Origin of the sequence: Lysinibacillus sp. G01H (genome assembly GCF_028872195.1) — a bacterium.
Lineage (GTDB): Bacteria > Bacillota > Bacilli > Bacillales_A > Planococcaceae > Lysinibacillus > Lysinibacillus capsici.
Map to the genome: position 1 here is coordinate 141,138 of NZ_CP118397.1, position 24,089 is coordinate 165,226.

Here is a 24,089-nt window from a genome sequence, read left to right on the forward strand (position 1 = left end):
GAAAAGGGCAATGACTTATAAACAGTCATATGCCCTTTTTGTTCGTTCAATTAAATAAGTAATAGGCTGGTGCTGACAAAGGGTAATGTCCACTTGAGGATACATGAAGGTTATTTCCTCTGTAAAGATCTTTAAAATGAGTGGATTATGCTTGATGGCACCACCATTACAAAAAAAAGAAAATGGTTCATTCTGATAGTCAATATTTTTCAATACAGCGCTTGCTAGAAGGACTAGTTCATGGGCAGCTTGTTGAGATATTGCGATGGCACAAGCATCTTCTTGCTCGACTGCTCTTGCCACAAAAGAGCCTATCTTGGCCAGTTGTGCATTTGTATAGGAAGGTTGGAATAGCCATTCGGCAAGCTCTGTAACATCTTGTATACCTAAAGACTGATAGACAGCTTCCTTTAAGATTGTTGGTTTCCCACGACCATCCTCCATTTTAAATATAGCTCTTACGACTTCCTGCCCTAACCAATACCCACTTCCCTCATCGCCAGCCCGATGTCCCCAGCCCCCTGCACGTACAATTCGCTGCCCATCAAAGGCATAGGCAATAGCTCCTGTTCCAGCAATGAGCAGTGCACCTGCCTGTCCAGCAGTCACACCTAATAGTGTGGCCTCTGCATCATTTTCAATAATCATTGTGTCTATTTGTAGCTGTGTGATCTTAAGAGCATTTTGAACAATAGTCACGACGGCTGCATGATCCTTCGGAGAATCAATGCCAGCTAAAGCAAAGGTGGCTACAGCAATTTGAGAATTAGGATACTTTCGCAAAAATCTTTCAACATTTGCTAAAAGCTCTTGTAATATTGCCGTAGCCGATTCAACACCAATGGCTTGATAATTAGAGCCTTTAGCGGATGTAGAATACTCAATGTCACCAGATTCAGCATGAACAACTGCACATGCTGTTTTTGTCGCCCCACCATCAATAATTAATAACCATTGCTTCATTGATTCCATTCCTCTAGAAAGGCTGTTAGTTCTTTTTCTGCTTCAATAATGGAACTTTCCTTTAAGCGAATCCATTCATAAAAATCATGGGCGTTCAGTTTGGAACGTTCAAGAGCAGCCTTCATAGTGGCTGGAGCGGGACCACCTAGTAATGTTCGCACACCAACAAAGGATTCTGGCCTTAACGTCTTATAAAAATCCTCTTCTGAAATAGTTAATTCCTTGCCCGTGATCAATTTCGATTGTGTATTTGCAAGTCCCCATGTAAGACTAGCTAATGATTCCTCTCCATGAGCAAGTAGAACCTTAATACATTTACTAACAATACTATGTGCTTGACGGAAGGAAATTCCCTCTGAACGGACTAATGTATCAGCTAGCTCAGTGACATTCGCAAAGCTATTTTCAGCGCGACTTTTTAACTTCTTCTTATTGACATCCATTGTAACAACAAGCGAACCAAACAACTTGTAAATACCAATTAAGCGGTCAATGGCACGCCATAAATAAGGCTGCATATCATCCTCAGTGTCTACGATATCTCCAAAAGGTGTATTATGTACCATCTGTAATACTGTACTTGCATCTCCTACAACCGCAGATAGTAATGAGCGTGTATGTTCTATAGAAACAGGATTACGCTTTTGAGGCATAATAGAGCTTATTTGCACATATGGACTTGCGAGTGTAAACGCATTAAACTCCTGAGTAGCCCATAACAAAAAATCTTGAGAAGTACGGCCAAGATTGAGTGCAGCAAGCTGTACAATACTTGCAGCCTCGGCTATATAATCTGCTCCTGCAACTGCATCCCATGCATTTTCGATAATATCATCAAAGGCAAGTAGGTCACGCATACGTTCTCTACTAATATTAAAGCCTGTCGTTGTTAAGGCAGCGGCTCCCATACTGCTACGATTGACCGTTTTATAGACATGCTGCATTCGTTCAAAATCACGCTCTAGCTGGTCGATGACGGCCTTTAAATAATGGGCGAAGGTTGTAGGCTGGGCCTGCTGTGTATGTGTGTAGCCAATCATAATGGTATCGATATGTTCCTCTGCAGCAGCGATTAAATCATCACGTAATGTTAGTAACTCGCGCATTAATAATAATAATTTTTTTCTTAATGTCATTCGATAGATGGCGATACCCATATCATTTCGGCTTCTACCAATGTGAAGATTTCCAGCAACATCACCAGCAAGCTCTATTAATTTATTTTCAATGCGGAAAAATAAATCCTCATATTGGGGACTGTAATCCTCTAAACGATAATAATTTAAGTCAATTTTTTTTAGAGCTATCCCAATTTGCTTTGCTTCATCTTTTTTTACAAGTCCTTGTTCTTCTAACATTTTTAAATGAGCAATATTGATTTGTAGCATAATTGTTAAAAAATTTTTCTTTGCCTCATCATAAGCTGGCTGTAAAACGATTTTTCGATAGATGTTAGAAGGGAATATCATCCCATCTTCCAGCTGTGTTTTATTGCGAAAATCTTCAAACATTGTCAAGGCCCCCTAATAGATTGGCAGTTAGATGGCTGTACCAGCACTGCCTTTTGATAGTTTTTCAGAAATAATAAGGACAACTAAAATTAAACAAATTTGTAAGACACCATAAGCACAGGCGGTCCCAAATTTAAATGCATATAATTTTTGGAATATCGCTACAGACAATGGAATAGTGGATGTACTGTAAATTAGAATGGATGCAACAAATTCACCAAAGCTTTGCACGAGGGCTAAGAGTGTCCCTGCTAAAATCCCGGTGAATGTTAAAGGCACGACAATACGTCTAAATGTATACCACCAGTTGGCCCCTAAGCCACGTGATGCCTCTTCAATTGATTGATCTAGCTGTACAAGAGAGGCGGATGTTGATCGAAAAACAAGTGGTAAATGTCGAATAAAGTAGGCTAATGGCAAAATCCAAAATGTCCCGATCAATACTTGATTAAAACTAAAGATACTTTCTGTACTAAAGGCTGCAATTAAATTAACAGCAACAACTGTTCCTGGCAAAGCCCAAGGTACCATTATCAAAATATCGAGCAAGGTTTTCCCTTTAAAATTTAAGCGCACCATAGCATAAGCTGCCGCGACTCCAAAGATGATATTGCCCAGTGTTGCAATGACACCCATTTGAATGGAGTTCCAGATAGGTCGCCATGTGCGTTCATCGGTAAAAAGGGCAATATAATGATCGATTGTATAATCGGTCGGGAGAATTTGCGTTTTCCAAGCTCCATCCACAGAAAAAGAGATCAATATCAACACTAAAATAGGCAGTATCAATATTAATGTGCCAACAAAAGAAGCAATGGTTGCTATAATTTTTACCTTTTTTGAGGATACCTCTGAACGATGAACACTAATTCCCTTACTCAGATTTTGATAATTTCTGCGATTTTGATACCAACGCATAATGATTAAAAAAGTGATAGACACAAAAGATAATATCATCGACTGTGTTGCCGCCATCTCAAGATTCCCATTTGTACGTGATAAATAAATTTGCATCGTCATAGTACGCTCCACACCAAACATCAAAGGTGCAGTATAAGAAGCCATAGAAATCATAAACACCAATAAGGATGAGGCGACAATAGAAGGTGTGAGCATCGGTAAAATAACCTTTGTCCATACGCGAATACGCCCTGCACCCAGACTAGTAGCTGCCTCTTCAAGAGCAGGATCAAGCCCCTTAATAGCAGCAGAGGCAGTCAAATAGAAGTACGTATACATTGTGAATGTATGAACAACGATGACGCCCCATATTCCCTTCAAGGCAAAAGGAACGTGATCCAACCCAAATAGATGCTGAAAAATTCGTGGGAAAATCCCGCTATCGCCATATAAAAATGAAAAGGACAAAACACCTACTAGAGGAGGAAGTGCCATTGGAACCAAAACTAAAATAGACAATATCCGTCTCCCAGGGAAATTATAGCGTTCTAGTAAAAAGGCCATTGTTACCCCAACAAGTGCACAGCAAATAACGCTGATAAATGAAATATAAATACTGGTCCACAAGGCCTCTAAATTTGCTGGACTAGCTATATCAAAAAATTTCTTATAGTGAAAGAATGCTTCATCACCAGCAAAGCTTTGGATGAAAGTTTGATAGAAGGGATAAACCACATAGGCGAATAACACTAAAAATAATGGCGATATTAAAACATAGACAAACCAATTGGCATGCAAAATTCGCGTCCACGTACTTTCAGACTGTTTCCCCATATTGGCTTCCTCCTATTCCCCTAAAAAGTACAGTGAATCTTGTGCCATATGGATTGTAATATCTTCACCGATCTTTTTGATTTGGTCATAAGAATTAATAAGCATTACTTTAAGTGAGAACGCAGTAAAATCTACAATGTAATTAACGCTAATACCTGTGAATTCAACAAATGTAATTTTTCCTGTTAATGTGTTTTCACCAGTACCAAGTTGAATCGATTCTGGACGAATAGAAATAAATACTTTGTCTCCAATCATATGCGTTAAAGAGGGAGAGCTTTGTTGCTTTCGCCCAATTAAATTATGTCCATTCACTGTTCGTACTTGTACATTTTCCCCATCAATAGCTTGGATTGAGCATTCAATTAAATTAGTTTCACCAATAAAATTTGCCACAAAACGATCCTTGGGTTGATGATAAATTTCCTGAGGCGTACCAATTTGTTTGATATAGCCATTTTCCATAACCATAATTCGATCCGACATAGACATGGCTTCCATTTGATCGTGAGTAACGTATATCGTTGTGACTCCAAGCTCAGATTGGATTCGTTTGATTTCAATACGTGTTTCCTCACGCAATTTTGCATCTAGATTGGATAGAGGTTCATCAAGCAATAAAATATCTGGCTCTATCACGAGTGCCCTAGCTAAAGCAACACGCTGCTGTTGCCCACCAGATAGCTCATTTATTTTTCTGTTGCCGTAAGCAGCAAGATGTACTTGACCTCTAATTCGATCCACCTTGTGCTGAATCTCAGCTTTTGAAAATTTTCGAACTTGTAAACCAAATGCAATATTCTCATCAACCGTCATATGGGGGAAAAGGGCATAATTTTGAAATACCATGCCGATATTGCGCTTATTGGGCTGAAGTCGAGTGACATCTCGATCATCAAAAAGAATTTTGCCTTTAGTAGGGTAATAAAAGCCTGCAAGCATCCTTAAAGTGGTTGTTTTGCCACAGCCGCTAGGACCCAGAAAGGTAAAAAATTCACCAGCTTTTATTTCAAGATTTAAGTCCTTCACGCTATACACTTGACCAAATTGCTTCGAGACATTTTCGATTCTGACACTTCTCAATCATTAGCTCCTCTCTAACAAAGAATCTAGATGATACAGGAAGGTGAAAATTCGCTGTATAAGCCGAATTTTTACCCGTTCTACTATTTACCGCGCCCTTTAATATTGTTATCCCAGTATTCCATCCATTCTGCTTCTTTGTCAGACATTAGCTGCCAATCAATATCAAATGTTTTTAAATCTAATTCCTGATACCATTCTGGCATGGAGCCTTTGTCGATATCTGAACGTGTAGGAATTTGATAATAATCATTAGCTAATTGTGTTACCATCTCTTTTTCAAATAAAAACTCTACAAAAAGTTTCGCATTTTCTAGGTTCTTCGCATTGTTTACAACTGCTACACCGTCTACTAAAATAGGTGCACCACTTTTAGGATAAATATAATCAAAAGGATAATCTGTCGTATATTTTTTTAACAAAATATCTTGTAGATTCCATAGGGAGACACTGCCTTCTTGACGCGTTAGTTTTAAATACAAAGCATTAGGGTCTTGTGTGTACTCCTTTGTATTGGCATCTAATTGTAGTAACCACTCGTAGCCTTTATCAGGTGAATCCGCACCTTGTCGTACAATCATGGAAGAATAAATCGTACGCATTGTGCCTGACGCCAGTACACCTCTGATTAAAATTTGATCCTTCCATTTAGGATCTAATAAGTCATCCCAGTCCTGTGGACCAGTTTCTTTTGTTAGTAAATCACTATTAATCATAATTACTTCAGGTAACAGCATCTCGCCGAACCAACGTCCATCTACATCTTTGTGTGCGGTATCAATAGCGTCAATAAAGCTCGGCTGCCAAGCATGTAGTAAGTCTTCATTGGCGCCAACAATGAGTGCGGATTGCGTTCCGCCCCACCAAAAATCTGCTTGAGGATTGGCTTTCTCTCCACGAAGACGTTCTAAAATCTGTTGAGCACCCATTGTTAGAAATTCTACTTCAATGTCTGGATATTTTTCATTAAACTGATCGATCACATTTTGCACCATTTCTTCGTCACGTCCAGTGTAAATTACTAGCTTGCCTGAAGGCGACGTTGTTGCTACTTCTGTTTGTTTACCATTCGATGCCTCCTCATTATTTGCTGCATCATTTGTAGAATTTTGCTGATCTTTGCCATTACAAGCAGCTAAAACGACAAGCATTAACATAAGGAAAAAACCAAGAATATAGGCTTTTTTCATCAACTTCCCCTTTCTTAAAGTAAGTTACTTGCATATTGCAGTATAATACCGAAGGGGAACATTAATGTTAGAATTATTAAAAAATTACATTTGCATTCATCATAGCGAAGTGCATAATGGTAAGCAATGGCATTTCATTAAAGTTCAAAAAAACTCCTTAAAAAGGAATCATTCCATTTTTAAGGAGTTTTTTGTCGATTTATAAATGTGCTTCTAATAAGCTATCCTTTTGTTGACGTTGTGCAACAATGGTTGGCAGCATCATGCCAGCAATCACCAGTACAATCCCGATAATTTGTACAGCAGTTAAAGGTTCATGCAAAACAATAACGGAAACAGTAACAGCCACTGGTAATTCAATGGCGCTTAAAATAGAAGCAAGCGCACCACCAACTTTAGGGATAGCAATCGAAAATAGATAAATCGGTAAAATGATACCGAAAAGACCTAGTGCTAGTCCATATTTCCACAGGCCTTGCATGAATAGTTTACCGTTCCAAATAACCTCGGGGCTTAGGAAAATACTGATCATAATAAGGGCTATAGAGGAAACGATTAATACCCTTGATGTGGTAGTCACGCCCTCGACAGGTCGAGAATTAAATTGAATAAAACATGCAAAAGTAACGGCTGCTGTAAAACCGAATAGCCATCCTTGAATAGGAATGTCACTTAAATCTACATTTAATACACCTGCAGCTAGAATCGTTCCGATAAATAAGATGACGATTGAAATAACTTCAGGTCTACTTGGTAATCTTTTATGGAGGGCACAATCAATCAGTAGACCAATCCATGTAAATTGGAATAACATGACTACTGCAAGAGAAGCAGGAAGATACTTTAAAGATTCTCCGTACACGATACCTGTTGTCCCTGTAAAAACTCCCGCACATATTAAAATAAGTAAACCCTTCTTGGACGGTCTTGGTAATTTTCTGTCAGTAAAAATAAAGATGGATATTACGAGTAAAAAGCCAATAATATATTGGCTTGATACAGCCTCTGCTGATGTAAAGCCATGCTGCATAGCTACTTTGACAATAGTCGACAAGATCCCGTAACTACTAGATGCAATAACAATCAAAAGAGGGTAAATCAAATTGTTTTTCATATATTAGTTATTCACTTCCTAAAACTGTTTAACCATATGGTGAAAAGGCTCATCAATAATTGACCAAGGCTCCGTAATAACAAAGCCTAGTCGTTCATAAAGACGGCGAGCTTCTTCTTTTTGGGTTTCAACATTTAATGATAATTTTGTATAGCCACGCTGCTTTGTCAGCTCTTCGGCAAATTGTAATAGCAATGTTCCGATTCCTTTACCACGTGCAGCTGGTGCAACACAAACTGTATCAATGTAAGCCTCGTCTTCATGGGCTTCTTTGTCAATAACAATGGATGGTGCATTTTTTGCTTCAAGCCATTTAACAAGGTTAGCATCCATATGAACAGCTTGTTGACCGTGATAATAAACGAGAATCCCCAAAATCTGTTCACTTTCAGTAGCGACAAAAGTATTTAAATAAGAATGTCGATTGTCTTCTTGTTGAAAAAGAACAGTCAGCTCTTGTATCACAGCCTCCGTTGATTGCTCACCAGTTAACCGATTAGCAATATCGCCAATGGCGTCGATAATTAAAGGCACAACAGCATGGGCATCTTGTGGTTGCGCTTGTCGAATTGTAATACTCATTTTGATAATCCCTACCTTTCTATAGGCAAGTATAACAAAGATAGGGGATGACTCAAGTTATCCATCCTCTCGTAAAGAAATGCCAAAAGTAAAAACCTTTATAGAATGACAATTTTCGTGTTAATCTATAATGACTAGACTTTCAGGAGGACTATCATGACAAAGCAAGAGAAGGATTTTATATTAGTCTATGGAGATGCTTTTATTGACTATATTGCTGATGATGTAACAAACTCATCATTTACTAAATATATGGGTGGCGCAACGGTCAATGTTGCAGCGGGTATTAGCCGCATTGGTGCGCCTTCCGCATTAATTACAATTACGGGTGATGATGAGGGCTCGCAATTTGTGAGAGATGGGCTTGCCCAAGAGGGTGTGAAACTGGATTATGCCGTATTTGATCCAGCAAAACGAGTAAGTGGTGTTTATGTGCATCTAACAGAAGCATGTGAGCGGATTTTTAAGGATTATGTTGATGAAACACCCGATTTACAAGTTGAACCATCACAGCTAAATGAAGCAGCTTTTAAGCATGCCTCTGCTTTAACGGTGTGTTCAGGCACAATGTTCCATCCAACAGCTCTTGCTACAACACGAGCAGCAGTAGAAATGGCTAAGGACAAGGGTGCGATTATTGCAATGGATGCAAATATCCGTCCTTTACGTTGGAGCAGTGAAGAAATTTGTCGAGATACGATTACATCATTTTTCGAGGATGTCGATATTTTAAAGGTGACGGATGATGAGTTATTCTTCCTGACAGAGACAAGTAGCTTAGAAGAAGGTATCGAGCAATTAAATAGCTATTTAGTGCCTATTATTTTAATTACCGTAGGAGAGAACGGGACTTATGCAGTCCTTAATGGTGATGTTATCCATGTACCGACTGAGAAAGTAGTGCCTGTGGATACTACAGGTGCGGGAGATGCATTTATGGCAGGTGTCCTACGTGATGTCCATTATAATGGTTTACCTACAACAAAAGCAGAACTAGTGCGTTGTACAAGCTTTGGCAACAAATTAGGAGCTTTTGCCGCAACAAAAGCAGGTGCTTTAACGGCTCTACCATATTATGAGGATATTAAGCATTTACTAAAATAAACATGTGAGGCGTGGAGAATATGGAGAAAAACTACGATGTTTTAGTAAAGGATCAACTGTTCTTTGGCGGTGCAAAAGATGCAGAGGCTGCATTTACACAAGAATCCGTTGATGTTGTGATAGATGTTCGTGTTCAAGGGCTATCCCTTCAAGAGCAGGAAATAGTTCCTTATTCTTATAAACATATGCCTATAGCAGATGAAGATAGTGAGGTAGCATCATCCATCCAACAAGTAGCGCAAGAAGTTGCTATAGCCTTTGAGACAGGGCAGAAAGTATATGTTCACTGTGGAAGTGGGGGTGGACGTGCAGGTGTTGCAGCTACTGCTATCTTAATGGAGTTGGGAATGGCTGATTCGTTAGAAGCAGCACAGTCAGCTGTCAAAAAAGCTCGTTCAGTAGTAACTATACGCCCTAAAATGGAAGACGCTCTGCAAAAACTTTATAAATAATTGAGAAGATGTACTAATTAAGGTACATCTTTTTTTATGATGTAAGAGATACTTTGTTCTATACATATTAGAACAAAGTTGTTATAGTTAGTGTATAACAAATAATGAGGTGATCTGTATGATGGAGGAATTAGCAAAAGTTCCATGGGCAGTTATAGCACCGCTCATCATCGTTCAAATTATTTTGATGATCGTAGCACTTATTGATTTACGAAAAATTCACGCAACAAACGGCCCTAAAATTCTTTGGGTGTTTATCATTCTATTTGCTAATCTATTAGGGTCAATTGCGTACTTTATAGTGGGGAGAAAGCAGTCATGACAACTTTACTTCAAGTTACAGGTTTGACCAAGCAATTTGCAGAGCACAAAGTTGTAGATGCTATTCATTTCAACTTAGAGGAAAAAACTTCTACGGCTTTAATTGGTCCGAATGGAGCTGGCAAGACAACCACTTTATCTATGTTAACGGGACTTTTGAAACCGACTGCTGGAAATGTAAAGATGCTAGGTAATGATTTACGTGCGAATATAGGTTTTTTACCACAATATCCACAATTTCATCCTTGGCTAACTGCGTTAGAGTTTACAGAAATGGCTGCAAAATTGAATGGTGTAGCAGCCAAAAAGGCTAAATTAGAAGCCCAAAAAACCTTAGAATTTGTAGGGTTAGGGGATGCCCAACATAAAAAAATAGCCTCTTTTTCAGGTGGGATGAAGCAGCGACTTGGTATTTCCCAAGCAATAGTGCATAAGCCTAAATTACTGCTATTAGACGAACCTGTTTCAGCATTAGATCCAGTTGGCCGTAGAGAAGTACTTGATTTATTAAAAGGACTACAGCAAGAGACGACTATTTTATACTCAACGCATATTTTAAATGATGCTGAAGAAATGACAGATCAACTATTATTCTTGCAAAATGGAAAACTAGTAGAGCAGGGAACATTACGTGAAGTACGGCAACGTTTTGATGAGCAAAATTATGTCATTGAATTTGGCAGTGAAGAAGAAGCTAAGCTTTTTGCAAATCCCTCTAATCATGTAATAGGCTGTAATGTGTATATTGAGATCGTGAATGAGGAGCCGACGATGAAAATGTTGCTTCAACGGTTAAGTGAATGTCCTTATACAATTAGAAAGGTAGAGCGACAGACAGCATCTTTGGAAGAAATTTTCATGAAGGTGGCGAAAAAGGCATGAGAGGATTCAATGTACTTCTGCAAAAGGAATTTAGAGAAGCATGGAGGAGTTGGAAGTTTCTATGGATTCCTCTAGTGTTTGCTCTGCTTGGAATGAGTGATCCACTAACAAACTATTATATGATGGATATTTTAAATGCTGTTGGGAATGTACCAGAGGGCTTTGAAATGTTGATGCCAGAATTAATGCCACTGGATTTAATTCAAGCTTCTATCGGGCAATTTCAAACGATTGGCTTATTGGTGATGATGGCTTCGTTTGTAGGAGCTATTAGTAAGGAACGTGCTAATGGTATGGCAACATTACTATATGCTCGGCCCATTTCATTTGGCGCATATTTTTTGAGTAAATTTGTTGTTATGAGCACCATTTGTTTGGTTAGTATTTTAGCTGGGTTTGCTGCAAGTGTCTATTATACAACTATTCTATATGGAACGTTGGACGTAAGTGCACTGTTAGTAAGCTTTTCTACGTACTATATTTGGTTGCTATTTGTGATAGCTGTTACGTTAATGATGAGTGCCAGCTTTAAAACAGTTATTGCTACAACATGTGCATTTACAGTGATCTTTGTTGGGCAAATTATCGATATGATTATAGGAATCTTTTGGACAATATCACCGTGGAAACTAGCAAGCTACGGAATTGCAAAATTTCGAGGAACAATAGAGATGTCAGATTACTGGTGGAGCTTAGTCATTACGCTAGCATTGACAATTATCTGCATCGGCATTGGTATCGTGATGATGAAAAGAAATGCGTCTATGACAAAAATCTGAAGAGAAAACGGTAAAAACCAACTTATAATGGATTTTTACCGTTTTTTATTTTAAATCATCCTACCATTTATAAGTAAAATCAATCCCACAAAGAACATAATCCAAGAAAGGGTCGAACTTGTTCTTTGATCAAAAAGTGTTTGAATTTTTCTTAAAGGTTTATTCATAAATCGTCGGAATAATAGATGTAAGCATAGTAGGATGATCCCTGGTGCAATCATTACTAAATTGTATCCTGCCAATAAAGGTAACCATTCATAAAACACTATTTGATTACTCGTTAAAATACCTATTGCCGCGAAATAAGGAAGAGCGGTTGCAACTTCTAAAATAGAAGTTGTGAAACCTAAAGCTACCATAGAGCTCACATGTAAAGATTTTGGTTTAGGTGATCCATTTGCCGTTCTTTTTGGTACTAACCAACTGCCAATAAATAAAACTCCTCCTACAATGGTCATGATTAATCGAGCTGAGTAACTATCTAGTAAATTAGAAATAGGGCTGAATATGACACCTAGACCTAACATTAAAAAAATCCCAGTACTAAAGTAAAACAACCCAACAGTCATTAAATAGGTTAATAAAAGGCGGGTCTGCTTTTTTTTAGCCACAAGCAATATATAGACGGATACGCCAATTATAGAAGGACTAAACATGTCTAACAAAGCTAAGGTGCCAATCAGTAGCAACATTTCTATGTTCATGATTGTGACTTTCCTAACGCCTGTTTTTTTGTTTCATAAACATGAAAAGCCTGCTCTATAAAATGTAGAAATTCTTCCTCTAAAGGATATAATCCTATTTGTTCAGATTTATAAGTAGATTTTCTTATCGTCCACATCTTCTCTAAAAATTCATCATTTCCGTTATATTCTACCTTGGCCTTTTCCATCATTCGTTTAATAATAAACTGCACGGAATCGGCTTCAGGGCTTTCCTTATGTAGCTGCTTTAATTGACCTAATAAACCAATCCACTCTAAAGAATTAGGATCATTTTGATTTAAATTGGGTAATTTTCGAAAAAGTTCTATTTCCGTAGCTGCAAAAATCTGCTGGCGGAAGGCTTGCTTATTATCTCGTTCTTGATTTGAAAGCTTAATGTACTTTTGGATAAGGGACTCTGTTAACCCACCTTCGATAGACGAAGCATTCTTTAATCCAAGGATGGTGTTCTTCATCTGCTGTAGTTTCTTTTGCTCTTCTGCTACAAAAGCTAACTGATGGTCTAAACTTGCTTCCCAATTCCATGAGTTATTGATAAGTGTCTGAATTTCTTTCAACTTGAAGCCTAATGCCTTTAAAAATACAATCTGTTGTAACGTTTTGAGCTCGTTCTCTCCGTAAATCCTATGTCCTCCCTCAGTCTTTGCTATAGGAAGTAACAAGCCGATCTCCTCATAGTAACGTAATGTTCGAACAGAAATGCCAGTTTGTTTTGATACATTGTGAATCGTAAGCAAAGTAATCACTCCTCCTTTCATGCCATTATATAAAATGACGTAACGTCACTTTCAAGAGGGATTGTAAAACTACTTTCTTGGAATCTCTATAACTTAGGAATATAATGGGTGTGTAACTCGAAATTTGTCAAATAACTCGGAAAATATATAGACTACTATAGAAAGAAGGGACATGAAAAGTGGGAACTGAAAATTCCGATCGTTTCCTGACAGCGTTTAATCGAATAGATCATAGACTGAGAGATATTGTAGGTGCTAAGGATTTTATGCCTTTTTATCGGCTGATTGATCAAGCGAAGAAAAAGGATGTCTTGGTGAAGAAATATGAAGATGATCTGCGCTCATATGCAGACTTACGAAATGCGATTGTGCATCATCGTACATCATTACATTATGTGATTGCAGAGCCACATACTGATGTTGTAGAACGAATTGAATACATAGATGCTACCCTTGCTAAGCCAACGCTTGTAGGGCAAATGTTCCGTAAAAGAGTATTGATTTTTCAAGAAAATGATTCTTTAAGACATGTTTTAAAAGTGATACGTCAGCGCAAATATACACAATTTCCTGTTTATTATAATAAGCAGTTTAAGGGGCTAATCACAACAGTTGGAATCACAAATTGGCTTGCGTCAAAGATGGGTGGCGATCATTTACCGAAAAAAATACCAACACTGCATGATATCTTATTGCATGAGAAAAATAGAGTGAATTACAAATTTGTCAGTAGAACGATATCCATCTATGAGGCTGAGGAAATATTTAAACAAGGAGTCGAAAGAGGGAGACGCTTTGAGGCATTATTAATAACGGAGCATGGTCAACCACATCAAAGATTACTCGGTATTATTACGCCCTTAGATATTGTCAAAATTGATTAACAAAAAACGAGACTAGACAAGCAATTAAGGGCTTGAATGTCTCGCTTTATCTTTTAAGCTGATGTACAAGGAACCATTTGTTTGGACTTGAGCAAAATAAACTTCTTCTACAGAATGCACATTTTGCTTTTTCAATTTCTTTAATACCCAGTCTTCTGTCAGCTCAAGTTCAACAATATTCTCAGTAATAAGTTGACCATCAGAAATAACTTCAGTAGGAAGATAGGTAGGTGGTGATACATCTGCTTTAACATCCTGCTTTGTAGCCACTTGTTCAGAGGTTTTTTGTAGCACACTGAGCTTTCCATTCGTTTCTAGTAAGGCATACTCAACGTCTTGTACGGAGAAAATGGCTTGTTCACGTAGCATCATTGTAAGCTCATCTAGATGAAGACGATTTTTTTGTAGCGCTGATTCTAATATAAGACCCTTTTGAATAACAATCGTTGGTTTATCATCAACGAGAACGCGAGCTTTTTTAGATTTAATTGTAATAACGGTCATCAAATATGTTAAAGCACTCCACCAAACGAGCGAAATCAGACCATCTAAAAATGGTGTTTCTTCCTGAGAGGCAATTTCTGAAGCGATCGAACCAAATGTAATACCTGTAATATAATGGAAGAATGTTAACTGGCCTAGTTGTTTTTTTCCAAGTATACGTGCCAGAATTAGTAAGGCAAAAAACGAAAGTGTTGTGCGTAGAATCATTTCCCAAAAGTGAGCATGAATAAAGCTTTCCATGCATATATCAACTCCTTTTACAGCTGTCGAACTATAGCTTGTGCAAAACGGTCGATAGTATGCGACAATCCTGTTTAAACAAAATAAGAGTGAGGTGGCAACATGAATAAACAATTAAATGTAACCAATCCAATCTATCCGATTATGATTGCAATCGGTGTTGCTCACCTTATCAATGATACGATGCAAGCTGTTATCCCAGCGATGTTTCCGATATTTAAGAGTGAATTAGGATTGACCTTTACACAAATTGGAATGATTTCTTTTGTATTAAACATATTTGCTTCTGCATTGCAGCCTGCGGTAGGCTATATCAGTGATAAAAAACCAATGCCTTATGCTTTACCTATCGGTATGATTAGTTCATTTATAGGGATTGCTATTATAGCGTTCACAACGCAGTATTGGATTATTATTATTGCAGTATTATTTATAGGCTTTGGGTCAGCTATCTTTCACCCTGAGGGATCAAGGGTTTCCTTTATGGCAGCTGGATCTAAACGAGGACTTGCGCAGTCTATTTATCAAGTGGGGGGAAATTCAGGGCAAGCACTGGCACCATTAATAAGTGCTTACATCTTTGATATTCTTGGACAACGTGGGGCTGCGATCATATTAGTCATTGCAACGTTTGGTATTATTTTATTAAGTAAAATTGCTACATGGTATAAAAAACAATTGGAGCAGGAGCGTACAACTAAGAAAAAGCGTGTACTTGTTTCAACATTGCCTCCATTAACAAAGAAACAGGTTGGAATGGCATTAACATTATTATTTACAATTATTTTTGCACGATCATTTTATACAACAAATATAACTAGTTTTTATGTGTTTTATCTAATGGATCACTATGAGGTTAGCCTTCGACTAGGGCAAATATTAATATTCACATTCATGGCATTTGGTGTAGTAGGTACCTTTTTCGGAGGCTCTTTATCAGACCGTATTGGTAGGAAAAATGTCATCATCCTTTCTGTAGTTGGCCCTATGCCATTTTGTTTGGCATTGCCATATGTACCATTATGGGCGGCTATGATATTTTTAGTTATTATTGGTACGTTGATTATGATTAGCTTCTCCGTAACGGTGGTCTATGCACAAGAGTTAGTCCCAACAAAAATTGGCACAATGGCTGGTTTAACAACAGGATTTGCTTTTGGTATGGGCGCAATAGGGGCAATGGTTATCGGCGTTTTAATGGATCATAAAGGCATTGATTTTACAATGATTGTTGTTTCATTATTACCTTTATTATTACTAGTTGCCTTCTTCTTACCGAAGGATAAACCTGCTTCAGCTGCTGTCTCATAAAAAAAACGCGTATCTACGCGTTTTTTTTATTGTCTTAATGGAGCTAAAAATTCTGCTGGCAATTTTTCCTGATCGATTACATAGCCCTCTGAAATATGAACTTCATGCATTTTATCGTTGTAAGTAAATTTAAAGATGCCGTTGTCAAAATCTGTGCCAATTTCTTTGAAGAATATACCTTCAATCGATACATACTTAGGACATGTAAATGCTACTTTAAAGTTCTCCTGTTCTTTAATTAAGTAAGCACGTACTCCTTTTTCATATGTTTCATTTGCATCATCGTCTGTTGGGCGTTGAACAGCTACGATATGAAAATCAACAAAGGGAACTTCCTTTAACAGTACGTTTAGGAACGAGCCTTTAGTGATTTCCTCCCAACGGCTTTGTGCGCTTTGCCCTACGATAATTTGCGAAATGCTATAATTCTTTGCGACCTCTGCAATAACCTTTTGTATGGGGCGTTTTTCATTATCTTGCAAAATAAATTTTTCGACCTCAAGCTCATCTGATAACTTTTTCCATTGCTCTATATAACTAGATTTCTCTGCGTCAAATGCATCAAGGGGTTGCGAATCGACTGAAAGAATATAAAGTGGGCAATCAAGCATTGTGGCCATCTTATGACCACGACGAATCAAACGTTCGCCATTTAAGCCGTAGTAAACACAAACTAATATACTTTCATCCAAACGCCCTTTTACATGCTTCATAAAAAATGTACACCTCTTATCTGTTGGTATTTTGTTAATTTCACTGTTGATTTTGAAAAAATTATCCTAAAACAGCTAAAATCAATGCTGTTACAGTGCATTATGCTCATTTATATTGTATACTTAAAAATGTATAAAAGTTAACGAAAATGTATTGGAAAACCCTTGAAGGATTAAGCTTAAATCAATAATTAGAGATTATTTAATTTATGCATTCTGTGCATCTATGCTAATTTGCTTTCATATGCCACACTATTATGCAGTGAGTTAAATAGATAGTCAAGTGTCTTCATTATGCTGATATTAACTGAGTTGTAACTGTATAAATTATCTGATTTTCCACAAGTTATTTAGGCTTGCATCGGGTTAGAAGTGACTAAATAACTAAAATAACCGTTTTTATAAACAATTAAGCACTTTAACACCCCACCACATTCCATTAAAAAATTTCAAGAATACATCTAATATGTTACTTAGCTTGAACAAATTTCTAAAGTCTTAGCACTTTACATGCCCATCACCACAAAAATTTGCTAGATGATTTAGATAGTAGGAGGTTTTCATTTGGTCACAGTTCTCATTGCGATACTTTTGCCATTTGTTTGTGCTGCTCTAATTCCATTGCTTTACAGGCGACTAAGGCGTGTCACACATCTTGGCTGGTTTGTTTTATCTGTTCCATTCATCTTGTTTCTTTTACTCGCTCGCTATATTCCTCAATTAGCCGAGGGTAAAACCTTTATTCATACATATGAGTGGATTCCCTCTTTTAATATAAATTTCACAACTTACCTAGATGGACTCAGTATGATTTTTGGTCTGCTGATTACAGGTGTAGGTAGTTTAGTCATTTTATATTCTATTTTTTATTTATCAACGAAAGAATCTCTTCATCACTTTTACTGCTATTTATTACTATTCATGGGCGCTATGCTTGGCGTTGTTTTTTCAGATAACCTAATGGTATTATACACATTTTGGGAACTGACAAGTGTGTCATCATTCCTATTAATTGCATTTTGGCATCATAGAAAGGCATCTCGAGCTGGAGCCAAAAAAGCTATGATGATTACAGTCTTTGGCGGACTCTCAATGCTTGCAGGTTTCTTAATGCTCTATGTAGCTTCTCATACATTTAGTATTCGTGAAATTGTTGCTAATGTAGAGGTTATACGAGATCATGCCTTATTTACGCCAGCACTTATTCTAATTTTACTTGGGGCTTTTACAAAATCTGCACAATTTCCTTTCCACATTTGGTTGCCCGATGCTATGGAGGCCCCAACACCTGTTAGTGCTTACTTACATTCCGCAACAATGGTAAAGGCAGGCATTTTTTTAGTAGCTCGTTTTTCACCAGTTTTTGGTGGAGAGGCTGTGTGGTTCTGGCTAGTTAGTGTTATAGGCCTAGTTACATTATTCTGGGGTTCATTTAATGCAGTCCGTCAGACGGATTTAAAAGCATTATTAGCCTTTTCAACAGTGAGTCAGCTTGGTTTAATTATGAGTCTCTTTGGCCTTGGGTCTGTTGGTCATTATTATGGCTATGAGGAAAACTCAATTCTTTACACTCAAGCAAGCTTTGCAGCGCTATTTCACCTTGTGAATCATTCGACCTTTAAAGGAGCTTTATTCATGATGGTTGGAATTGTCGATCATGAAGTAGGTACTCGTGATATTCGTCGTTTAGGTGGCTTAATGTCTTTCATGCCTATCACTTTTACAATCGCAGTGATTGGTAGCTTCTCAATGGCAGGATTGCCACCATTTAATGGCTTTTTAAGTAAGGAAATGTTTTTTGCAGCAGTATTGGCTATTCGTGATGTAGAAGCATTCTCTATTGCTGATATAGGGTTATTTTTCCCCATCATAGCATGGGTGGCAAGTATCTTTACCTTTATCTATAGTTTGATTTTAATTAGTCGTACATTTTTGGGTAAACTACAACCAGAGAAGATTGATAGAAAACCACACGAAGCTCCACTTGGCATGTTAATATCGCCAATTACTTTATGCTTGTTGGTAGTTGGTATCTTTTTCTTCCCTAATATATTAGGGCATTATATTTTAGAGCCTGCTATGGCTAGTATTTATCCTACATTCCCAACTACAAGTGAGTTAACACCACATATTCATGCATGGCATGGCATCAATGCAGAGTTATTGATGACAGTAGGTGTCATTATTATTGGAATTATCTTATTTAAAACATTAAAAAGCTGGAAGCCACTTTATCGTCTATTTTCACAAAAATATACGTTTAATACGTATTACAATCGAATGATAGAGATGAGTGAAAATGGCTCACAGAGGCTTACCAATAAATATATGACAGGTAATTTAACACATTATTTTATCTATATATATGTATTTTTTGTTGCACTTATCGCTGGTTATTTTGTTTGGTCAGATGCTATGACCTTTAATTTTGATAAAGATTCCGCTATAGAATCCTACGAGTTAATCCTTGTGTTTGTCATGATCTTTGCAGCTGTTTGGATGATTTTCGCAAAGGGTCGGGTGACAGCCATGTTGCTAAATGGTGTACTAGGCTATTCTATTGCCTTCTTCTTTGTTATCTTCCGTGCACCAGACCTAGCTTTAACACAATTAGTTGTTGAATCGGTCACAACAGCTTTATTCCTTTTATGTTTTAAATATTTGCCAGATTTGATGCCAGAGCTACCACGTAAAAGGGTTCAATGGTCAAAAGCATTGATTTCTATTTTTGTTGGTGCAACCGTAACAATTGTTGGTTTAGCAGTAGTACACTATGATCGCTTTGAACCAGTGGCTACTTACTTCAATGATGCCTATGAATTGGCTGGTGGTTCCAATATCGTTAATACAATACTAGGGGATTTCCGTGCTTTTGATACGATGCTAGAGGTTGTTGTTCTTCTAATTGCTGGCTTAGGGGTCTATGCTCTAACAAAGCTTAAGCCACGAAAGGAGGAAGCAGATCATGAAAATTAATGATGTGATTTTAAGGACCATCACCAAAGCTGTCGTGTTCATTATTTTAACACTCGGCGTGTATTTATTCTTTGCTGGGCATCATGCTCCTGGTGGTGGCTTTATAGGTGGTCTTGTGTTAGCCTCAGGCATTGTTTTGTTGTATCTAGCCTATGATATTGAAACTGTTCATAAAGGGATGCCTTTCGACTTTAAAAAGGTTGCAGCTCTTGGTGTATTGCTTGCAACAGGAACTGCAATAGGTTCGTTGTTTTTCGATGTACCATTTTTAACACAAGCACATACGTATATAGATGTTCCTATTTTTGGGAAATTGGGCTTTTCAACTGTCACTATATTTGAAGCGGGTGTAGCTTTAACAGTGGTGGGGGTTGTTGTAACAATTATTTTAAGTATAAGTGAGGATGAGTAGCCAATGGAGTCTTTAATACTTGTTTTAGTAGGTATATTAGTAGCTGTTGCGACGTACTTAATCCTCTCAAAGCAGTTATTACGTGTTATTTTAGGCACCGCTGTTTTATCTCATGCTGCCCACTTACTGATTCTGACTATGGGAGGTTTAAAAAAAGGGGATGTACCATTATTAGGAGAATCAGAGGGACCATATACAGATGCATTACCTCAAGCATTAATATTAACAGCGATTGTGATTAGCTTTGCTGTCACTGCTTTTGTTCTCGTTTTAGGGTATCGTGCGTACAAAACAAATGGTTCAGGGAATTTTGATGAATTGAGAGGTACGCCTGATGAGTAATATGATTGTTTTACCATTAATTGTACCGGTAATTACGGCTATTTTACTGGTGTTTTTAAAAGAGCATGTGACGCTACAACGCATCATCAGCTTATTAACATTGAGCTTTATTATTATCATCAGCGTCATTTTATTAGTAGAGATTCAAGAACAGGGTGTGATGCGCATTGACTTTAGTGGATGGGCACCACCATTTGGAATCTCATTTGTAGCCGATTCATTTGCGACACTATTAGTGTTAGTTGCAAATATTGTAGCCCTCATTTGTATGCTATATGCAATTTTTACAATGGAGCTAAGATATGAAAAAATGTATTTTTATCCATTTACCTTGCTGATGATAGCAGGTGTCAATGGCTCATTTTTGACGGGCGATATTTTTAACTTATTTGTGTGTTTTGAAGTGATGTTGCTTGCTTCCTACGCACTGATCAGCTTAGGTGGCGAAAAAATTCAGCTACGTGAAGCATTGAAATATGTGCTTATCAATATTGTAGCCTCTTGGATTTTCTTAGTAGCACTAGCTTTTCTGTATGGAACAGTTGGCACATTAAATATGGCCCATATTTCAGTTCGTGTAATGGAGGCAGGAGCTAATCCTCTTATTACAACAGTAGCGCTTATTTTCTTAATCGTCTTTAGCTTGAAGGCTGGACTTTTATTATTCTTCTGGTTGCCAGGCTCGTATAGCGTACCACCAACTGCCATTGCTGCTTTATTTGCTGCTTTATTAACAAAGGTAGGGATGTATGCACTTGTTCGTTCCTTTACATTGCTGTTCCCTAATAATCCTGAAGTCACACACACAGCTCTCGGCATCATGGCTGGAATTACAATTATAGCAGGCTGTATCGGTGCACTTTCAGGTCGTGATGTTAGAACAATAGCCTCCTACAATGTATTAATTGGCGTTGGTTTTATAATAATTGGGCTAGCAGTAGGTACAGAGTCAGCCTTACAAGGTGTTATCTACTATTTAATGCACGATATGATAGCTAAGGCTATGTTGTTTTTAGCTGTTGGCATGATGATCTATCTCACTGGGGAAACAGTAATTGATAAGATGAGTGGACTTATCCGTAACTATCCCTTTTTTGGGTGGTTGTTCTTTATAGCAATGTGTTCACTAGCTGGTATACCCCCACTAAGTGGTTTTTTAGGAAAGGTTTTAATTGGACAAGGTGCGATAGAAGGCGGCCATTTCGTTCTATTAGGTCTAGGGTTTTTCTCTAGTTTAATTGTTTTATATTCATTGTTAAGGATATTTCTTTCTTCCTTTTTTGGCGAAACCATTATTAGCCTAGAGGATGAAAAACCTTTACCTAAACGTATACTGTTGCCTTTAACATTATTGGCTGTTTGCACATTTGGATTAGGGATTGGGGCAGAAAAAATGGCACCATTTGTCACAGATGCAGCTGAAACTCTTTATACACCATCTATCTATATCGATGCAGTTTTAGATGGCGAACAATGGCAAGGTGAGGTGAATAAATAATGGCGATGCAGTTTATTTTAAACTTATTTATCGCAACACTTTGGTTACTACTACAAGATGAAGTGACACCACAATTTTCGACATTTTTAATGGGCTTTGTTGTAGGTATGGGCATTCTATATGCGATGCATCGCTTTTATGGTACTCAATTTTATATGCGGAGAGTTTTTTCCATTATCAAGTTATTATGGTTGTTTAACTGGGAGCTATTTTTATCAAGCTATAGTGTATTAAGACAAATCACAACACCTAAGTTAAATATTACACCTGGTATTTTCACATATAAAACTGTATTAAAGGGGGATTGGGAGATTACAACCCTTGCCTTACTATTAACATTAACTCCTGGCTCTGTCGTCATGGAGGTATCAGAAGAGGGAGATGTCTTTTATATCCATGCTATGGACATAGAAGAGTCAAAGGATGCAGTTATACGATCAATTGGAAAATTTGAACAAGCAATAATGGAGGTGACACGCTAATGATTAACAATATATTACTTCTTGCACTTGCTTTCTTCAGTATTTCCATTGCGCTGTCGTTATATCGTGTTATCCGTGGTCCATCAATGCCTGATCGAGCGATAGCTCTCGATACAATTGGGGTTAATTTATTATCGGCTATTGCGATTGTCTCTATTATATTGAAGACTAAAGCATATTTAGAAGCTATACTTATTTTGGGCATTTTAGCGTTTATCGGAACGATTGCATTTACAAAATATATAGAAAGAGGTGTGATTGTTGAACGTAAATCAAATGATTGAATGGGCAGCAGTTATCCTTATTCTTATAGGTTCCATTGTGAGTGTTATTAGCGCATTTGGAATGATTCGCCTACCAGATGTTTATACACGTTCACACGCTGCTACAAAAAGCTCTACATTATCAGTCTTAACCTGTTTGTTAGGAGCGTTTATCTATTTCTGGGTGCATGACGGTTTTGTTAGTGTACGGCTCATTTTAGGTATTCTTTTCGTCTTTGTGACAGCACCCGTTGCAGGGCATTTAATTTGTCGTGCAGCCTATCGTTCTCGCGTTCCATTAGCCAAGGGCTCTGGTGAAGATGAATTAAAGTCAAAATTGTTCCCTGAAGAACATACGATAAAATAGAAGGAGAACTGTTTGCCCTAAAGCAAACAGTCTTTTTTAAAAATAGAATTGCAAAATTGATGAATAGATTGTTCACAGAGAGTGGGGAAATCCCTGCATAAGAGATGAGAGAGCAGTGGCTAGAAGGTAGTAAACATTGGACATTTCATAACATTCAAGTGAAAGGGAAGTTGATTGGTTTAATCAACTTCCCTTTCAAATTATTCTTGAAAAACTAATTGATACCCAGAGCCTCTTACCATAACAATTTTAGCTGTATGACCTGGAATCGTTTCAAGTTTTTTTCTTAAATTGCTGATATGAACTCGTAAGGCTTGTGTTTGTCCAAAGCTATCCTCGTCCCAAATAAGTCGGTACAGCTCGGCAGCTGGAAAAGCTTGATTGCAATGCTGTGCTAAAAAGAATAAAATTTGGAATTCCTTTGTTGATAAAGTTAATACAGTATCACCAATTGAAACTTTTCCTGAGTGTATATGGAAGTGTAATGTATGAATAATTTTGGTTCCTTCATTTACAGAAGTATGTTCAATTGGTTGTATTAACTTTTTTTGCTGCCTTCGTTCAAGTAGCCGCTCAATTGTTTTTAAGAGTCGGTTGTGGTCAATGGGCTTTAAAATATAATCTATAGCCTGTACATTAAAGGCCTCTAAAGCATAATTTTCATAAGCTGTAACAAAGACAATATCTATATAGCTTGAAACATTTTCTATTTTAGAAGCGAATTCAAGACCAGTCATTTCAGTCATTTCAATGTCTAAAAACAAAATATCAGGTTTTAACATATCAATATTTACTAAACCATCTTTTGGATTCTGGAAGGTTCCAATAATCTCAATAGAGCCACTTGCATTTAGCATGGATTCTAATAAACGAATGGCTAAAATTTCATCATCTATAATAACTGCTTTTAACAAGCTGCT

The 24,089-nt window shown here is 37.4% G+C and carries 26 protein-coding genes; 14 read left to right on the forward strand and 12 right to left on the reverse strand.

Annotated features, from left to right (window positions below; genetic code table 11):
- Positions 1 to 15: 15 nt before the first annotated feature.
- The 7 genes from PSR12_RS00725 to PSR12_RS00755 form a co-directional block, all read right to left on the reverse strand.
- Positions 16 to 963, reverse strand: coding sequence for an N-acetylglucosamine kinase (locus PSR12_RS00725; protein ID WP_274771173.1), 948 nt, complete (start codon positions 961 to 963; stop codon positions 16 to 18).
- Positions 960 to 2,474 (reverse strand): argininosuccinate lyase, encoded by a 1,515-nt coding sequence (gene argH, locus PSR12_RS00730; protein WP_221681324.1) that lies wholly within the window; start codon positions 2,472 to 2,474, stop codon positions 960 to 962. Before argH ends, PSR12_RS00725 begins: the two co-directional genes overlap by 4 nt.
- A gap of 27 nt (positions 2,475 to 2,501) precedes the next feature.
- Positions 2,502 to 4,208 carry an ABC transporter permease gene (locus PSR12_RS00735; protein WP_221681325.1) on the reverse strand — a complete coding sequence of 569 codons (1,707 nt, stop codon included), beginning with the start codon at positions 4,206 to 4,208 and terminating at the stop codon, positions 2,502 to 2,504.
- 12 nt (positions 4,209 to 4,220) lie between these two features.
- Positions 4,221 to 5,291, reverse strand: coding sequence for an ABC transporter ATP-binding protein (locus PSR12_RS00740; RefSeq protein ID WP_009371494.1), 1,071 nt, complete (start codon positions 5,289 to 5,291; stop codon positions 4,221 to 4,223).
- Positions 5,292 to 5,374: 83 nt separating this feature from the next.
- Positions 5,375 to 6,481, reverse strand: coding sequence for an extracellular solute-binding protein (locus PSR12_RS00745; protein WP_274771176.1), 1,107 nt, complete (start codon positions 6,479 to 6,481; stop codon positions 5,375 to 5,377).
- 199 nt (positions 6,482 to 6,680) lie between these two features.
- A complete protein-coding gene (locus PSR12_RS00750) occupies positions 6,681 to 7,595 on the reverse strand; it encodes an EamA family transporter (protein ID WP_274771178.1) in 915 nt (304 codons plus the stop codon).
- 18 nt (positions 7,596 to 7,613) lie between these two features.
- Positions 7,614 to 8,177 (reverse strand): GNAT family N-acetyltransferase, encoded by a 564-nt coding sequence (locus PSR12_RS00755; RefSeq protein ID WP_221681328.1) that lies wholly within the window; start codon positions 8,175 to 8,177, stop codon positions 7,614 to 7,616.
- Positions 8,178 to 8,333: 156 nt separating this feature from the next.
- Between PSR12_RS00755 and PSR12_RS00760 the strand changes: the two genes are divergently transcribed.
- The 5 genes from PSR12_RS00760 to PSR12_RS00780 all read left to right on the forward strand — a co-directional run bounded on the left by PSR12_RS00760 (position 8,334) and on the right by PSR12_RS00780 (position 11,715).
- Entirely contained in the window at positions 8,334 to 9,281 is a 948-nt protein-coding gene (locus PSR12_RS00760) for a carbohydrate kinase family protein (RefSeq protein WP_221681329.1), read from the forward strand.
- 20 nt (positions 9,282 to 9,301) lie between these two features.
- Positions 9,302 to 9,733, forward strand: a complete 432-nt coding sequence (locus PSR12_RS00765; RefSeq protein WP_274771181.1) for a protein-tyrosine phosphatase family protein — start codon at positions 9,302 to 9,304, stop codon at positions 9,731 to 9,733.
- Between the two features lie 118 nt (positions 9,734 to 9,851).
- Positions 9,852 to 10,055, forward strand: coding sequence for a PLDc N-terminal domain-containing protein (locus PSR12_RS00770; RefSeq protein ID WP_004233126.1), 204 nt, complete (start codon positions 9,852 to 9,854; stop codon positions 10,053 to 10,055).
- The gene (locus tag PSR12_RS00775; protein WP_221681331.1) at positions 10,052 to 10,936 is read left to right on the forward strand and encodes an ABC transporter ATP-binding protein; all 885 of its coding nucleotides are present in this window, start codon (positions 10,052 to 10,054) and stop codon (positions 10,934 to 10,936) included. The genes PSR12_RS00770 and PSR12_RS00775 overlap by 4 nt, the downstream gene beginning before the upstream one ends.
- Positions 10,933 to 11,715: an ABC transporter permease gene (locus tag PSR12_RS00780; protein WP_274771183.1), complete on the forward strand. Its 783-nt coding sequence runs from the start codon at positions 10,933 to 10,935 to the stop codon at positions 11,713 to 11,715. Before PSR12_RS00775 ends, PSR12_RS00780 begins: the two co-directional genes overlap by 4 nt.
- A 50-nt stretch (positions 11,716 to 11,765) precedes the next feature.
- On the opposite strand, the gene PSR12_RS00785 is transcribed toward PSR12_RS00780, so the two are convergent.
- Complete coding sequence (locus PSR12_RS00785; RefSeq protein WP_274771185.1) at positions 11,766 to 12,419, reverse strand: GAP family protein; 654 nt, start codon at positions 12,417 to 12,419, stop codon at positions 11,766 to 11,768.
- Positions 12,416 to 13,186, reverse strand: a complete 771-nt coding sequence (locus tag PSR12_RS00790) for a MerR family transcriptional regulator (protein WP_446720646.1) — start codon at positions 13,184 to 13,186, stop codon at positions 12,416 to 12,418. Before PSR12_RS00790 ends, PSR12_RS00785 begins: the two co-directional genes overlap by 4 nt.
- 170 nt (positions 13,187 to 13,356) lie before the next feature.
- Here PSR12_RS00790 and PSR12_RS00795 point away from each other — a divergent pair, with 170 nt between their 5' ends.
- Positions 13,357 to 14,061 (forward strand): CBS domain-containing protein, encoded by a 705-nt coding sequence (locus PSR12_RS00795; protein WP_221681335.1) that lies wholly within the window; start codon positions 13,357 to 13,359, stop codon positions 14,059 to 14,061.
- Between the two features lie 24 nt (positions 14,062 to 14,085).
- On the opposite strand, the gene PSR12_RS00800 is transcribed toward PSR12_RS00795, so the two are convergent.
- Positions 14,086 to 14,805, reverse strand: a complete 720-nt coding sequence (locus PSR12_RS00800) for a YetF domain-containing protein (protein ID WP_202342701.1) — start codon at positions 14,803 to 14,805, stop codon at positions 14,086 to 14,088.
- A gap of 102 nt (positions 14,806 to 14,907) precedes the next feature.
- On the opposite strand from PSR12_RS00800, the gene PSR12_RS00805 reads away from it, so the two are divergent.
- Positions 14,908 to 16,116, forward strand: a complete 1,209-nt coding sequence (locus PSR12_RS00805) for an MFS transporter (RefSeq protein WP_274771189.1) — start codon at positions 14,908 to 14,910, stop codon at positions 16,114 to 16,116.
- 26 nt (positions 16,117 to 16,142) lie between these two features.
- Here PSR12_RS00805 and PSR12_RS00810 read toward each other — a convergent pair whose 3' ends face one another.
- Positions 16,143 to 16,829 (reverse strand): adenine nucleotide alpha hydrolase family protein, encoded by a 687-nt coding sequence (locus PSR12_RS00810; protein WP_036075307.1) that lies wholly within the window; start codon positions 16,827 to 16,829, stop codon positions 16,143 to 16,145.
- Positions 16,830 to 17,393: 564 nt separating this feature from the next.
- On the opposite strand from PSR12_RS00810, the gene PSR12_RS00815 reads away from it, so the two are divergent.
- From PSR12_RS00815 to PSR12_RS00845, 7 genes are read left to right on the forward strand one after another with little or no spacing between them, the layout of a single operon-like run.
- Positions 17,394 to 19,805: a Na+/H+ antiporter subunit A gene (locus PSR12_RS00815; protein ID WP_274771191.1), complete on the forward strand. Its 2,412-nt coding sequence runs from the start codon at positions 17,394 to 17,396 to the stop codon at positions 19,803 to 19,805.
- Complete coding sequence (locus PSR12_RS00820) at positions 19,795 to 20,217, forward strand: Na(+)/H(+) antiporter subunit B (RefSeq protein ID WP_257520930.1); 423 nt, start codon at positions 19,795 to 19,797, stop codon at positions 20,215 to 20,217. The genes PSR12_RS00815 and PSR12_RS00820 overlap by 11 nt, the downstream gene beginning before the upstream one ends.
- A 3-nt stretch (positions 20,218 to 20,220) precedes the next feature.
- The gene (locus PSR12_RS00825; RefSeq protein WP_004233143.1) at positions 20,221 to 20,559 is read left to right on the forward strand and encodes a Na(+)/H(+) antiporter subunit C; all 339 of its coding nucleotides are present in this window, start codon (positions 20,221 to 20,223) and stop codon (positions 20,557 to 20,559) included.
- Positions 20,552 to 22,057 (forward strand): Na+/H+ antiporter subunit D, encoded by a 1,506-nt coding sequence (locus PSR12_RS00830; protein WP_257520931.1) that lies wholly within the window; start codon positions 20,552 to 20,554, stop codon positions 22,055 to 22,057. The genes PSR12_RS00825 and PSR12_RS00830 overlap by 8 nt, the downstream gene beginning before the upstream one ends.
- Positions 22,057 to 22,539, forward strand: a complete 483-nt coding sequence (locus PSR12_RS00835) for a Na+/H+ antiporter subunit E (RefSeq protein WP_274771196.1) — start codon at positions 22,057 to 22,059, stop codon at positions 22,537 to 22,539. The genes PSR12_RS00830 and PSR12_RS00835 overlap by 1 nt, the downstream gene beginning before the upstream one ends.
- Positions 22,539 to 22,823, forward strand: a complete 285-nt coding sequence (locus tag PSR12_RS00840) for a Na(+)/H(+) antiporter subunit F1 (protein ID WP_004233151.1) — start codon at positions 22,539 to 22,541, stop codon at positions 22,821 to 22,823. The genes PSR12_RS00835 and PSR12_RS00840 overlap by 1 nt, the downstream gene beginning before the upstream one ends.
- The gene (locus PSR12_RS00845; protein ID WP_004233152.1) at positions 22,801 to 23,169 is read left to right on the forward strand and encodes a Na+/H+ antiporter subunit G; all 369 of its coding nucleotides are present in this window, start codon (positions 22,801 to 22,803) and stop codon (positions 23,167 to 23,169) included. Before PSR12_RS00840 ends, PSR12_RS00845 begins: the two co-directional genes overlap by 23 nt.
- Before the next feature lie 200 nt (positions 23,170 to 23,369).
- Here the strand turns inward: PSR12_RS00845 and PSR12_RS00850 are convergent, their stop codons facing one another.
- Positions 23,370 to 24,083 carry a DNA-binding response regulator gene (locus PSR12_RS00850; protein WP_274771198.1) on the reverse strand — a complete coding sequence of 238 codons (714 nt, stop codon included), beginning with the start codon at positions 24,081 to 24,083 and terminating at the stop codon, positions 23,370 to 23,372.
- Between the last annotated feature and the right edge of the window lie 6 nt (positions 24,084 to 24,089).